At 46.1% G+C, this 14424-nt stretch carries 14 protein-coding genes; all 14 read left to right on the forward strand.

From position 1 onward, the window contains the following. Window positions 1–14: 14 nt before the first annotated feature. The 14 genes from fmt to acpP all read left to right on the forward strand — a co-directional run bounded on the left by fmt (window position 15) and on the right by acpP (window position 14408). A complete protein-coding gene (fmt, locus tag DBT50_RS02310; RefSeq protein ID WP_111851807.1) occupies window positions 15–971 on the forward strand; it encodes a methionyl-tRNA formyltransferase in 957 nt (318 codons plus the stop codon). Further along, window positions 946–2340 (forward strand): 16S rRNA (cytosine(967)-C(5))-methyltransferase RsmB, encoded by a 1395-nt coding sequence (gene rsmB, locus DBT50_RS02315; RefSeq protein ID WP_181566046.1) that lies wholly within the window; start codon window positions 946–948, stop codon window positions 2338–2340. The genes fmt and rsmB overlap by 26 nt, the downstream gene beginning before the upstream one ends. Window positions 2341–2351: 11 nt before the next feature. Continuing rightward, window positions 2352–3095 carry a Stp1/IreP family PP2C-type Ser/Thr phosphatase gene (locus tag DBT50_RS02320; protein WP_111851805.1) on the forward strand — a complete coding sequence of 248 codons (744 nt, stop codon included), beginning with the start codon at window positions 2352–2354 and terminating at the stop codon, window positions 3093–3095. After that, a complete protein-coding gene (gene pknB / locus DBT50_RS02325) occupies window positions 3092–5143 on the forward strand; it encodes a Stk1 family PASTA domain-containing Ser/Thr kinase (protein WP_111851804.1) in 2052 nt (683 codons plus the stop codon). Before DBT50_RS02320 ends, pknB begins: the two co-directional genes overlap by 4 nt. Continuing rightward, entirely contained in the window at window positions 5136–6068 is a 933-nt protein-coding gene (rsgA, locus tag DBT50_RS02330; protein ID WP_111851803.1) for a ribosome small subunit-dependent GTPase A, read from the forward strand. Before pknB ends, rsgA begins: the two co-directional genes overlap by 8 nt. Further along, window positions 6065–6712 (forward strand): ribulose-phosphate 3-epimerase, encoded by a 648-nt coding sequence (gene rpe / locus DBT50_RS02335; protein ID WP_064293559.1) that lies wholly within the window; start codon window positions 6065–6067, stop codon window positions 6710–6712. The genes rsgA and rpe overlap by 4 nt, the downstream gene beginning before the upstream one ends. A 15-nt stretch (window positions 6713–6727) precedes the next feature. Next, the gene (locus tag DBT50_RS02340; RefSeq protein ID WP_111851802.1) at window positions 6728–7399 is read left to right on the forward strand and encodes a thiamine diphosphokinase; all 672 of its coding nucleotides are present in this window, start codon (window positions 6728–6730) and stop codon (window positions 7397–7399) included. 100 nt (window positions 7400–7499) lie between these two features. Beyond that, the gene (gene rpmB / locus DBT50_RS02345) at window positions 7500–7688 is read left to right on the forward strand and encodes a 50S ribosomal protein L28 (protein ID WP_041706165.1); all 189 of its coding nucleotides are present in this window, start codon (window positions 7500–7502) and stop codon (window positions 7686–7688) included. Between the two features lie 204 nt (window positions 7689–7892). Further along, a complete protein-coding gene (locus DBT50_RS02350) occupies window positions 7893–8255 on the forward strand; it encodes an Asp23/Gls24 family envelope stress response protein (RefSeq protein ID WP_013668911.1) in 363 nt (120 codons plus the stop codon). Window positions 8256–8276: 21 nt separating this feature from the next. Next, window positions 8277–9944, forward strand: coding sequence for a DAK2 domain-containing protein (locus DBT50_RS02355; RefSeq protein WP_070558491.1), 1668 nt, complete (start codon window positions 8277–8279; stop codon window positions 9942–9944). Between the two features lie 64 nt (window positions 9945–10008). Continuing rightward, entirely contained in the window at window positions 10009–11013 is a 1005-nt protein-coding gene (locus tag DBT50_RS02360; RefSeq protein WP_111851800.1) for an MsnO8 family LLM class oxidoreductase, read from the forward strand. Window positions 11014–11040: 27 nt separating this feature from the next. Beyond that, complete coding sequence (recG, locus tag DBT50_RS02365; protein WP_111851799.1) at window positions 11041–13080, forward strand: ATP-dependent DNA helicase RecG; 2040 nt, start codon at window positions 11041–11043, stop codon at window positions 13078–13080. Between the two features lie 23 nt (window positions 13081–13103). Beyond that, complete coding sequence (gene plsX, locus DBT50_RS02370) at window positions 13104–14123, forward strand: phosphate acyltransferase PlsX (RefSeq protein WP_111851798.1); 1020 nt, start codon at window positions 13104–13106, stop codon at window positions 14121–14123. A gap of 39 nt (window positions 14124–14162) precedes the next feature. Next, window positions 14163–14408, forward strand: coding sequence for an acyl carrier protein (acpP, locus tag DBT50_RS02375; protein WP_060777885.1), 246 nt, complete (start codon window positions 14163–14165; stop codon window positions 14406–14408). The last annotated feature ends 16 nt before the right edge of the window (window positions 14409–14424 follow it).

Below are 14424 nucleotides of genomic sequence, written 5' to 3' on the forward strand. Positions count from 1 at the left end.
GGAAGTTATTCATTATGAAAAAAATTGTATTTATGGGGACACCAGAATTTTCGGTGAAGAGTCTACAGGCCTTAATTGACCACCCTGACTATGAAGTTAGTGCCGTGGTTACCCAGCCTGACCGACCCGTGGGACGTAAACACCGCCTCCAAGCTTCAGCGGTTAAAGAAGCCGCCCAAGCGGCTGATATTCCCGTTTATCAACCTGAAAAAATCAGTCAAGACCAAGACCTCGACCAACTACTCAGCCAAGGCGATATCGATTTAATCGTGACTGCTGCTTACGGACAATTTTTACCTGAGCGCTTATTGAATTACCCCAAATACGGGGCCATTAATGTTCACGCCAGCCTCTTACCCAAGTACCGGGGCGGTGCACCTGTCCATTACGCCATCTGGAAGGGAGAAAAGGAGACCGGGATAAGTATTATTCGTATGGTTAAGAAAATGGACGCTGGAGCAATCCTAAAGCAAGCCGCTATCCCGATTGATGACCAAGTTACTGTCGCTGAAATGTTTGACCGCTTGAGTGAACTGGGCAGTCAAGTATTGCTAGAAACCTTACCCGCTCTCTTTGATGGAACAGTGACTGAGACTCCTCAAAATGAAGCGGAAGCAACTTTTTCACCTAATATCACCCGGGAAGAGGAGCGGATCAACTGGGACAATACTGCCCAAGAAATCCATAACCAAGTTCGGGCCTTTAATAGCTGGCCAGTGGCCCACACTTTCTTTGATGACAAGCGCTGGAAGATCTGGGCAAGTGAAGTGCTTGAAGACGATGAAACTGATCAAGTCCCAGGAACGGTGATCGCTATTGACAAGAAACCAGCCCGTTTCCTAGTGGCTTGCGGAAGCGGAACGGTCTTAGCTATTACTGAAATCCAACCAGCAGGAAAGAAGGCCATGGATATTACGAGTTTTATTAATGGAGGAGCGGGTCAAATTGAAGTCGGCGACACATTCCAATAAGCCCTCAGGCCTCAAAGCTAGCGCCCGCTACCAGGCTATGGAAACCCTAGACCTAGTCTATAAGGGCGAGGCCTTTGTTAACCAAGAAGTCAACCAGGTTCTCAGCCACAGTCGGGTAGGAGACTCGGACCGAGATCTTTATACCCGCCTAGTTTACGGGAGTCTGCAATTCCATTGGACCCTCCAAGAACTCTTAAAACAGGTATTGAAACGCTATAAGCGGACCAAGAAGTGGCTGCTAGCCCTACTCGAATTATCAGCCTACCAGCATTATTATCTCGATGCCATTCCTGACCACGCCATTGTCGACGAGGCCGTGCGTATCGCTAAGAAGCGCGGTAACCAGACCTTGGGACGTTTTACCAATGGGACCTTGCGCAATCTCTTCCGGACCTATCCGACCATCGAGGACTTTATTAGCCAGCAGGCAAGCGACCAGTCCTATGTTCTTTCCTTAGAGACTAGCTTGCCCTTAGATTGGGTGAAATATTTTACTCAACGCTTTGGCTTTGAAATCACCAAGCAAATTGCCCAAGCCATGGTAGAACCAGCCCAGGTTAATGTGCGAATTAGTCGCGACTATTGGCAGGACCAGGACAAAATTAGTCAGAGTTTAGCCGATCAAGGTTTTCCTAACCAAAGCAGTCAGATAGCTCCTCACCAGCTAAAAGTTAAAACCGGTAATCCAGCGCAATCTGAACTCTTTGAGAAGGGGATCATTACTATTCAAGATGAGGCTGCTAGTCTTGCCGTTGATATCTTGAATCCCAAAGCTGGCGACCGGGTCCTAGATGCCTGTGCGGCACCTGGGGGCAAGACGGTCCAATTAGCTGAATATGTAGGTAAAACGGGCCAGGTCTTAGCCTTTGATATTGCTGAGAATAAATTACCTTTAATTGCTGATAATGTTAAACGCATGCATGTCGATAGTCAGGTAAGTATCCAACAAGGGGATGCCAGCCAACTAGGTGAAAAATTTCCAACGGAAAGCTTTGACGGCATTTTAGTTGACGCTCCCTGTTCAGGTGTGGGCCTCTTCCGCCGTAAACCGGATACCAAGTTAAACAAGGGTTTTCAAGATCTAAAGAATTTGCAAAAAATTCAATTAGAAATCTTAAATAATGTCAGTCCCCTACTAAAAAAGGCTGGCCGCTTGGTCTATAGTACCTGTACAATAACAGCAGAAGAGAATTGGCAAGTGGTCGAAGAATTTCTAGCGACTCACCCAGACTTCGCCCTCAAAGCCATTGGTCCCGAGTGGCAGGAAGTTTTACAGCCATCTTTGATCAATGCTGCTTGCTTGGAAATCTTACCACATCATTTTAATAGCGATGGCTTTTTTGTCGCCTTATTAGAAAAACAAAGTTAGGAGCAATTACTATGGAAGTTAGTCAGTTGACCGATACTGGTCAAATTCGAAGCTCAAATCAAGACCAAGTAGGGGTTTTTTATAATCAAGCCGAGCAGGCCCTACTCCTGCTCTGTGACGGCATGGGCGGCCATAATGCTGGGGATGTAGCCAGTGAAATGGCCCTCTATGCAGTTGGCCATGCCTGGGAGGAGTCTCCAAAGACCGATACTGAAGCGGTTCAAACTTGGTTGGAAGATAATATTGTTTTTGCTAATGACCGGGTTTTACAAGCTTCAAAAAAATATAATGATTTGTCAGGCATGGGGACCACTATTGTGGGGATTGCGATTATTGAAGGGAAGGGGATTGTCGCCCATGTGGGTGATAGTCGGGCCTATTGCTACGATGGGGAGGCCTTGAAGCCTTTGACCCGCGACCATTCCTTTGTCCAAGAACTCTTAGATATGAACATGATTACCCCATCTGAAGCCCAAAATCACCCGCAAAAGAATATTGTGACTCAGACCGTGGGGGTAAGCGAAGATATCAAGGTCGATATTTCGGTATTTACCCTAGAAGCGCAGACCATGCTCTTACTCTGTTCAGATGGTTTAACCGATATGCTGACTGATGACGATATCGGTCAGATTATCGCTAGCGATGAAGATGTTAATCAAGCGGCTCAGGCCTTAATCGCTGCAGCCAACCAAGCCGGGGGCCGGGATAATATTTCGGTGGTCCTCGCCAGGATTGAGGGAGGGGATGTGTCATGAAACAAGGTCAAGTGATTGGTAATCGTTATGAAATTATCCGCCACCTTGGCTCTGGAGGAATGGCAACTGTCTATTTAGCCTATGATCCGATTTTGGAACGGGAGGTCGCCATTAAATTCCTCCGCATTGGGACTTCGGATATGGATGACGCGACCCGACGCTTCAAACGAGAGGCTATGTCGATTTCAGAAGTAAACCACCCCAATATTGTTAATATTTACGATGTCGGTGACGATGATGATGGCCACTATATCGTGATGGAATATATTGAGGGAATTGACCTTAAACAATTTATTCGCAAAAACCATCCCATCAGTAAAGAAACTTATCAAGGAATCATGATGCAAATCCTGGCTGGGGTTGAATGCGCCCATCGCAAGGGGATTATCCACCGGGACTTAAAACCGCAAAATATCATGATTAAACCGGATGGCCAGGTAAAAATCATGGACTTTGGGATTGCCTTGGTCTCTACCGAGACGTCAATTACCCAGACCAATACCATTATTGGTTCGGTCCATTATCTTTCCCCCGAACAAGCCCGGGGGTCGATGGCTAGTTACCAATCCGATATCTATAGTTTGGGGATTGTTTCCTTTGAAATGCTCACTGGCCAGGTCCCCTTCGACGGGGAATCTGCCGTTAGCATAGCCATTCAGCACTTCCAGGAATCCCTACCGGATATTAATCAATTTCGTTCCGATATCCCCCAAGCCATGCAAAATGTTATTATGAAGGCAACGGCCAAGGAAGCTAATGAACGCTATCAGACTTGCGAACAGATGCGGCAAGATTTAGCGACCTGTCTGGATCCCAGCCGGGCCAATGAAGCACCATTTACGCCTTCATTGATGAAGAATGAAACCATCGTTATGGCTAAGGACGCGATCGAAAAACAAATTACTGACGAAACTAAGGTCACTCCCCAAGCCAAGCCAGAGCCCAAAGAAACGGCTCAAGCGACCAAGGCCATGCCGATCGGTGCCGGCTTAGCGAGTCAAAAGGCAGAGGCCCAAAGTGAGCCAAAAGTAAAAGCAGCTCCGCCAAAAGCATCCAGTCGGCCCAAGCGGAGATGGCCTTGGTTCATTGGAGGGCTCTTGGCTATCTTATTGCTTCTCGGCGTCTTTGTCTTTGGCCAGGGTCAAAGTCAACCGGTCCCTGATTTAACCAATATGACCGAAGACCAGGCCCGTAACAGCCTGGTCAATAATGGCTTTAGCCTGGGTGAGAGTCATCAAGAATATAGCGACCAGGTGGAAAGCGGGCGAGTGATCCGGACCGATCCGAGTAGTGGGCGAAAGGTCAAGGCAGACCAGCCCATTGATCTCTATATTAGCCAGGGTAAGGAACCCATTGAAATCCCTAACTACCAAGGACAGACCCTAGAACAGGCTAAAAAAGATGCTGAGAAGAAAGGTTTTTCTGTAAGTAGTGAAGAAGTCTATAGTGAAGAGGTTGAAAAGGGTAAAGTGATTTCCCAAAACCCAGCGCCAGGCGCTAGTGTGGTGGCTAGTGAAACCAACCTGCACTTGGTCGTGAGTTTGGGTAAGGAACCCTTAACGATGGCCAACCTGCAAGGCTTAAACCAAGCAGGTGTCCAACAATATGCCCAAAGTGTAGGCTTGAATGTCAGCTTTAATGAAGCTAATTCAGATTCTGTGGCTAAGGGTTTAGTGGTCTCCCAAAGTATCGCGCCTGGAGCCAACTTTAACCGCGGGGCGAATTTGACTGTGACCCTTTCTTTAGGGCCTGAGGAGGAGCCCACACACAGCTTCCGTCACACCATCACTATTCCTTACAAGGGCAAAAGATCTCGTGGGGATTCGGATAGCGAGTCTACTTCTCAACGGCAGGCAGCTAATGACATTGAGATTTACATTGATGATTTAAACCATTCTTACAATGAAGTGGCTGATCACTTTACCATCACTGACGATAAGTCTTATACTTTGAGTTTTGAAACTGAGCCTAATAAAACCGCTCGTTTCAAGGTAGTCCGTGACGGCAAGACGATTTTAGAGAATCGAGTGAAACCAGGCGATGACTAATAGACCAGCAGAAAAAAAGGGCCAAATCGTTAAGGTCTTGAGTGGCTTTTACTATATTGAAGATCAAGATAGTCGGGAGATCTATCAAACCCGGGCGCGCGGTCTCTTTCGTAAGGAACAGCTGAGCCCCTTAGTGGGTGACTATGTCAGCTTCCAAGCAGATAATCTCCATGAAGGGGTCTTAACTGCTGTGAAGGAGCGCAAAAATGAGCTTGACCGGCCGCCCGTGGCCAATATTGACTTAGCCTTTGTCGTTGCTTCCGTGACTCAACCACACATTCCTAGCAAGTTGATTGACCGCATGTTGGTCTATAGTGAAAGCCAAAGGATCCAACCAGCGCTTTACTTTTCCAAGTTAGACTTACTCGATGAAGCAGAACGTGAAGAATTGCAGCCGCTCTTGGCTAATTACCAGTCCCTGGGCTACCAGGTCTTAACGAATTTAGACCTATCACAAGCAGACGAAGATTTACTGACTGAACTTTTTCATGGGAAAACCATTGCCGCTATGGGACAGTCAGGGGTTGGTAAGACCACCTTGTTAAACCATCTCCTGCCTGATCTCCATAAGGAAACGGCTGCTATTTCTAAGGGGATGGGCCGGGGCAAGCATACCACCCGCCATGTTGAATTACATGATGTCTATGGGGGTAAGCTAGTCGACACGCCTGGCTTTTCCAGTTTAAGCTTAGATAGCATTGAAAAGGAAGACCTGGGAGACTACTTCCCCGAAATGAGAGAGCGGAGTGATTTCTGTAAGTTCCGGGAATGCTCCCACACCCACGAGCCTCAATGCGCCATTAAAGCAGCCCTAGAGGCAGGCGAGATTAGTCAGAGTCGTTATGACCATTATGTGGAATTTTTGCAAGAAATTATCAATAAAAAACCCGATTACCAACAGAAAAATAGGAGGAAGAAAAAATGAAAATTGCCCCAAGTATTTTAAATGCTGATACCGGTCGTATGCGTGAAGAAGTTGCCCGGATTGAAGAGGCTGGAGCAGACTGGGTCCATGTGGATATTATGGATGGCCATTTTGTCCCCAACCTCACGTTTGGTGCGCCCATGGTGGAAGCCCTACGTCCTCACACCAAACTCTTCATTGATTGCCATATGATGGTGGATAATCCAGATGACTATATTGAATCCCTAGCCCAAGCGGGAGCAGATAGCATGACGGTACATTTTGAAGCGGTCACCCACTTACACCGCACCATTCAAAATATTCAATCCCAAGGCATGAAGGCAGCGGTGGCGCTTAACCCAGCGACTCCAGTTTCAGCCATCACACCGATCTTGAATATGGTTGATATGGTCTTAGTCATGACGGTTAACCCAGGCTTTGGTGGACAAGCCTTCATTCCAGATATGGTAGAAAAAATGACTGAACTGGACCAAATCCGTCAGGAAAAAGGCTACCATTATCAAATTCAAGTCGATGGAGGGATCGATAACACCACCATTCGTCAGTGCTACGACCAAGGGGTGGATGTCTTTGTTTCCGGCTCTTATGTCTACAAAGGGGATTCTAACCAAGCCATTGCTTCCTTGCGGGATGCCTGCTGCTAAAAGTGAGTGAGAAAAATGATTCAACGTATTATTGCTGTGGGAAGTTCAATTGCCCATTTGGACAATCCCATTATTGCTAGCTACAAAAGCGACCCCCAAGTGGCCTGGGTAGGCATTGACCGTGGGGCGAGAGAGTTGCTCCGGGCCGGCTTACCCCTCAACCTAGCTGTGGGGGACTTTGATTCGGTGACGGCGGAGGAAAGACAAGCGATCCAAGAAGCGGCCCAAAAATCGATTGTCTTACCCAGTGAGAAGAATGATACTGATACCGAAGCCGCGCTCATGGAAATGATGAAAAATTGGCCCCAGGCTGAATATATCATTTTTTATGGCATGCTGGGTGGTCGTCTCGACCATACCCTTAATAACCTATGGATGGCTTACCAAGACCGTTTTCAACCGGTCATCTCTCGTTTAGAATTTGTTTCCGATACCAACACGGTTCGCTTTTTGGAGCCTGGTGAACATATCATTTATCCCTATGAAGGCATGACCTATCTTTCCTTGGTTTCTATGGGGCCCGTCAGCGGGTTGACCTTAAAAGACGTTAAATACCGCTTAGAGGACTTTGCCTCTGATAACCCGCGGCCCTTTATTTCTAACGAGTTTCTCCCTGATGGACGCCCCATGTCCTTAAGCTTTACTTCTGGTCTCTTGATGGTCTTACAAACCAGGGATGCTCGCTAGTTATTTGCTAAGTATTTTCTAAAAGAACTTGCAACCCAGTAACCCCTATGATAAAATATTCTAGTATGTTCAAAAAACTGTAAGAAGGGAGTTATTCAACATGGCAAAACAATGTTATTTCACAGGTCGTAAAGCAAAATCTGGAAACAACCGTTCACACGCTTTAAACAGCTCAAAACGTACCTTTAAACCAAACTTGCAAAAAGTTCGTGTGTTAGTTGATGGAAAACCTAAACGTGTTTGGGTTTCAGCTCGTGCCCTTAAATCAGGAAAAGTTCAACGTGTTTAGTCAACAAACTAACGATAGAAAATCACATTAGCCATAGAGTGTTAATCATTCTACCGCTAATGTGTTTTTTTATTATTAGCTTTTAATTTAGGCCAGAGAGTGCAATATCCGCCAAAAATTGGTACAATGGGAAAAGGATTATGATATAAGAATCTTCAAGCGTATTCATCAAAAAATGACTCTTATTAACAAGGAGGAAAAACAATGCCTGTAAAAATGGATTCTGAATATGGCGAAATTGAAATTACTAATGACGTGATTGCTAAGGTTGTGGGAATGGCTACCACACAAAATTATGGTGTGGTTGGTATGGCCAGCAAGAACCAAATCCGTGATGGCATTTCTGAAATCTTAAAAATTGAAAATTATACCAAGGGAGTCGTTGTTCGTAGCGAGGCTGATCTGGTGATCGTTGATGTTTATATTATGGTAAACTATGGCACCAAGATCTCAGAAATTTGTCGTAACGTGCAACGCTCTGTAAAATATGATTTAGGACGGCAACTAGGCATCACTGCTAATGTAGTGAACGTCTTTGTCCAAGGCATATATACAGAGGATCAATAAGCGAAGGGAGGAAGACGCTGCATGAGTCAGTTAGTCATTGATGCATCAGATTTAAGAAACATGGTTGCCGTAGGTTGTGACAAGTTAAAGCAAGGAGCAGATTATGTCGATTCCTTAAATGTCTTTCCGGTACCTGATGGGGATACAGGGACAAATATGAACCTATCCTTTTCAGCGGGGTTAGACGGAGTCGAGAAGAACGATGGGCAAAGTGTCGAAGAAGTGGCCGATGCCCTAGCTAAGGGTTTGCTAATGGGAGCACGGGGGAATTCCGGCGTAATCCTATCCCAAATCTTTAGAGGCTTTGCTAAGGGCTGTAAGGGTCTCGAAAAGTTAGATGCCAAGGCCCTAGCCAATAGCTTTGACCAGGCGGTTAAGTCAGCTTATAAGGCAGTCATGAAGCCAGTGGAAGGGACGATCTTGACCGTGGTCCGTGAGGGAGCAGAAGCCGGTCTAGTCCAAGCTGAAAAGAGTGATGACGTCATTGAGGTTATGCGCGCTGTTTCTGAAGGCGCTAACTTGGCTTTAGAGAACACCCCTAACCTGCTTCCTGTATTAAAAGAAGTAGGCGTGGTTGATTCTGGCGGGCAAGGACTGTGCTTAATCTATGCTGGCTTTTTAGAGGCCTTGACGGGTGAAGCGGTTGCTAGTTTCCATACCAATGTTGAAAATACCGACCTCACTGAATTAGCCCATGAAGAAAATTACTATAATACTTCCCATTCCGTGTCTTCAGAAGATATCAAATTCGGCTTCTGTACCGAAATTATGGTGGCCTTAGGGCAAGGCTCAGAAGACTATGAAGACTTTGACTACGAGACTTTCCGGAATTACCTGAGTGAACGCGGGGATTCCTTATTAGTGGTTAATGATGATGAAGTGGTCAAGGTCCATGTCCACACTGAACGTCCTGGTGATGTCCTCAATTATGGGCAAAAATTTGGGACCTTAATCAAGGTGAAAGTGGATAATATGCGCCAGCAACATGAGGATATCTTGACCAATAAGGCCAAGGCAGCCCCTAAAGAAAAGCAGGCCTATAGTATTATTGCTGTTTGCGCCGGTGAAGGCGTGAGCGAACTCTTTAAAGAGGCGGGGGCTAGCTACATCATTTCCGGTGGTCAGACTATGAATCCGTCGACGGAAGACTTTGTTAAGGCCATTGAAGCAGTTAACGCTGAAAATATCATTCTCTTACCTAACAATAAGAATATCTTTATGGCAGCTAAACAAGCGGCTGATGTCAGCGAGGTGCCTACCGTGGTCTTAGAAACCGAGTCGATTACCCAAGGGCTAGCGGCCTTACTTGGCTTTAACCTCAATGATGACTTAGCAAGTAATGAAAGCTCCATGAAAGAAGCCTTCCATGAAGTCAAGAGTGGGCAAGTGACCCATGCGATTCGAGACACTTCGATCTCTGGTTTAACCATCCACAAGGGTGACTATATGGGCCTGGTTGAAGGCGATATACAAGTCTGTGATACTGATAAGAGTCAGGCTGCCCGTAAAACGGTCCAGGCCTTAACCGATGAAGAAAGTGAATTAGTGACTTTAATCTATGGTGAAGACATCAGTGAAGAAGAGGCTAGTCAGTTAGCAGATCTTATCACTGAAGATAATGATCAATTAGAAGTTGAAGTCTATAAAGGGGACCAGCCTGTCTATAGTTATTTAATTTCTGTTGAATAGTTAAGAAACAGGCTGTCTTGCAGTCTGTTTTCTATATTTAGAAGGGTGAAAGAGAAAGAGTCATATGAAAATAGGTATTTTGGATTTTATTCCTCGCGATCGTGAAATGACTGCGATCGAATCCTTTAAAAGCGCCATGAATTTATTACAATTGGCAGATGAAAAGGGACTGGCTCGTTACTGGTTTGCTGAACACCACAGCACTCCGGCACTCTTAGGGTCAAGCCCCCAAGTCACATTAGGCTATGCAGCGGCGATTACCAAGCATATCCGCCTGGGTACAGGTGGGGTGATGCTGGATAATTTAAGTGCCTATCAACTGGCTGAGAACTTTAAAGTCTTAGAATGCTTGGCCCCCCACCGGATTGAAGCGGGGGTAGGTTATAGCAATCCTAAGGAACAGGCTGACCAAAAGGAAATGGGGGGCTTTGACTTTAAGAATCCCAAACCCTATAAGGATGAATTAGTCGCCCTTTATGACTATATGCATGATCAACGGTCAGTCCACCAAGAGGGGAAAGCCCGGGCCATGCCAGTCTTATTTGACCATGAGATTCCTTATTATGTCATGGTAACCAGCACCCGCCATGTTCGCTATATTGCTGAACAAGGCTGGGGCATGCTTTTTGGCCTCTTCCTCAATCCTTCTTATGAAGAATGTAAAGAAGCTATCCGCATTTATCGCAAGTATTTTAAACCCAATGGGATTAGTAATACCCCCCATGTCATGGTGTCGCTCTATGTCATTTCAGCCTATGATGAGAATGTCTTGGAAGGTCTAGAGAAGGCTATTGATGCTTGGATACTGACCTTTAGGAGTAACAAGCGGGCCTTGTACCAACTCTTGAGTGTGGAGGAAGCGGAATTCTATCCTTTTTCCGATGAGGAGAAGGAAATCATTGACCATTACCAAGAGGCTAAATTAATCGCTAGTCCTAAAGAAATTCAGGCTAAATTTAGCCATTTGATGAAAGAATTAGATTGCGACGAATTCCTGGTGGTTAACCAATTATCTGGTTACAATTATCGCCGTGACTTAATTAATATCTTAGCGGACATCGATCTTTAGTAGCCTATAGCGGGAAGGAGTAAGCCAATGACGAGTATCACTGATCCAGTCAGCGCCTTAACTGGAGTAGGCCCTAAAAAAGCAGCCCTGTTGAAGCGTTTGAAGATTGAAAGCATTTATGATTTACTTTGTCAATTTCCTTTTCGCTATGAAGACTTATCGGTTAAAAGTATTCAGGAATTGGCCGACAATCAAAAGGCGACCTTAAAGGGCCGTGTGGTTACTGAACCCGTGGTGAATTATTTTCGGGGACGCAAGGGCAACCGCCTGCATTTCCGTTTGCAGGTGGACCATGAAATTATCAATGTTAATTTCTTCAACCAAGCCTACCTCAAAAAGCAAATTCATAGCCAAGAAGAGATCCTGATTTATGGAACTTATGAAGCCAAGCGCCAGCAATTGTTGGGGATTAAACTTATCAATTTTTCCAGTGAGGATAATGAGACCGCCTCTGTCTACCATACAACTAAAGGGCTCTCACAGTCCGCTTTAAGGCAGTTAATTAAGACGGCTCTTGACCAGTATGAAGATCAGATTCCTGAGCTTATCCCCGAAGAATTGTCAAAGCGCTATCAGTTAATTCCTCATCGCCAGGCTATACGCTTGATGCATTTTCCAAATACTGAGGCTGATAGCCAGCAAGCCCGGCGCCAGATTAAGTACCAGGAACTCTTCCTCTATAGTCTCCGTATTCAATGGCGCAAGCTCAACCAGCGCTACCAAGAAGCGGGGGTACAAATCCAATATGATAATGACCAGTTAAAAGAATTTATCCGTTCGATCCCCTTTGAATTGACCCAGGGACAAAAAGAAGTTACTAATCAAATTTGTCGGGACCTCCTACAGCCCTATCCCATGAACCGGCTCCTTCAAGGGGATGTGGGGAGCGGAAAGACTATTGTGGCCTTGATCGCCCTAGCGGCTACTGTATCGGCTGGCTTTCAAGGGGCCTTAATGGTACCTACCGAAATTTTAGCTGAACAGCATTTTAAAGAGGCCCAAAGTATCTACCAAGCCACGGGACTACGCTGTGCCTTGTTAACCGGGTCTACCAAGGGCAAAGACCGTAAGCAAATCCTGACCCAGCTGGCCCAGGGAGACCTGGACCTGATGATCGGCACCCATGCCCTCTTCCAGGAGGATGTTCACTTTAAGGACCTGGGGCTAGTCATTATCGATGAACAGCACCGCTTTGGGGTCAAGCAGCGCCGGCAATTAATCGATAAGAATAGAGACCGCCACCCCAATGTCCTCTATATGACCGCTACCCCCATCCCTCGAACCCTAGAAATTACCTTGATGGGGGACATGGAAGTTTCCAAGTTAAAGGAACTCCCCGCTGGCCGTCAGCCGGTTAAGACCCTCTGGCTAAGGCCCCAGGAGGCTAATCAGGTCGACTATCTCTTAAAGCAGGAACTAGCTAAGGGGCGGCAAGCTTATATTATTTGTCCCCTGGTAGGCGAGTCAGAAAAAGTCGAGGCCCAAAACGCCGAAAAAATTTATGCCGATTATCAGGCCCGCTTTGGTGACCACTACCAGGTCGGCCTCCTTCATGGGCAGTTATCTAATGAAGAAAAAGAAGCTGTCATGCAGGCCTATAGTGACCATACGATCCAGCTTTTGGTAGCCACCACTGTGGTTGAGGTAGGACTCAATGTTCCCAATGCCAGCTTGATGGTTATTTTGGATGCCGACCATTTCGGTCTAGCCCAACTCCATCAATTACGAGGTCGGGTTGGCCGGGGCCAGGCAGCCTCTTTCTGCCTCTTGTTGGCTGACCCCCATACTGAAAACGGTAAAGAACGGATGCGAATCATGACTGAGTCTAATGATGGCTTTTATTTGAGCCAGCAAGACTTAGAGTTACGGGGAGCAGGGGACTATTTTGGCACCAAGCAAAGTGGCTTACCTGAATTCCAGTTAGCCGATCCGATTGAAGATGGCGAGATTCTGGAATATAGCCGCCAGGATGCCATTCAATTTGCTCCCTACCTCATGGAAAATGCCCAGGACTATCCCTTACTAGGTGCCTGGTTGAATCAAGTGGAAGAAGAACGTCAAGCCTGATCGAGGCTAAAGGAGTGAAGCTCATGATTAAAATTGCAGTAGATGCTATGGGTGGCGACCACGCCCCTCAAGCTATCATGGAAGGGGCCCTGGCAGCAGTCCAGACCTATTCCGATATTCAGATCCTGCTCTATGGGGACCAAGACCAAATCCAAGCCCTGCTTCCTGAGGGGGACTATCCCATTGAAATCATCCATTGTTCAGAAAAAATTGCTGGCGATGATGAACCGGTCCGGGCCATCCGTCGCAAGAAGGATGCCTCCATGGTGGTTGCCGCTAAGGCGGTAAAAAAAGGACAGGCTCATGCCTTGGTCTCAGCCGGTAATACTGGGGCCCTCTTAGCAGCAGGGACCTTGTTAGTCGGGCGAATTAAAGGAATTGATCGTCCGGCCTTATTGGGAACCCTGCCTAATTTAAGAGAATCAGGGGAATCCTTTGTTTTGGTGGATATGGGCGCTAATGCCGATGCCAAGGCCAAGCAACTCTGGGAGAATGCCTTGATGGGTAACCAATATGCTAAGGACGTCTTAGGTAAGCGTCAGCCACGTGTGGGTCTCTTGAATAATGGTTCTGAGGATACTAAGGGTAACAAAGTCACTAAAGAAGCCTTTGAATTACTGAGCCAGGAAGAACAGATCCACTTCATCGGTAATGTGGAATCCCGCGATATCTTAGCTGGGGTCTGCGATGTGGTGGTTAGTGATGGCTTTACCGGTAATGCCGTTTTAAAGGCCATTGAGGGGACGGCTAAAGAGATTCTTACGTTAGTCAGTCACAGCCTCAAATCAGGGAACCTAAAAACAAAGCTAGGGGCCTTACTGATAAAAAATTCATTAAAGGAAACCCTAGGGCAATTTGATATTGAAAGTGTTGGTGGAGCGACCCTGTTTGGAGTAAAAGCCCCAGTGATTAAGTGTCATGGGAATGCCAGTGCTAAGACTGTTGCTGCAACCATCGGCCAGGCCCGGCAAATTGTGAAATCAGGTACCTATGACAGTTTGGCACAACAAATCGCTAATAAGGAAGGTCAAGCAGAAGACTAGGCCTTTGAAAAGAAATTGTTTTGGGAAGGAAGACCAACTATGGAAGAGAGAAAAATTTTTGATATCATTCGGGAAATGATCAGTGAACGATTTGGTTTGGAAGATGAGAAAATCGATAAAACTACCCACTTATCTAAGGACCTTGGGGCAGATTCCTTAGATATTGTGGAGCTGGTCATGACCTTAGAAGATTATTTCAAGGTCTCCATTCCCGATTCAACTGCAGACCATATTGAAACCTTAGAAGAATTAGTTGATGCTATTAGTTTGGCGAAAAAGAGTTAATTATTAAGGAGGAAAA

Origin of the sequence: Aerococcus tenax, assembly GCF_003286645.3 — a bacterium.
Lineage (GTDB): Bacteria > Bacillota > Bacilli > Lactobacillales > Aerococcaceae > Aerococcus > Aerococcus tenax.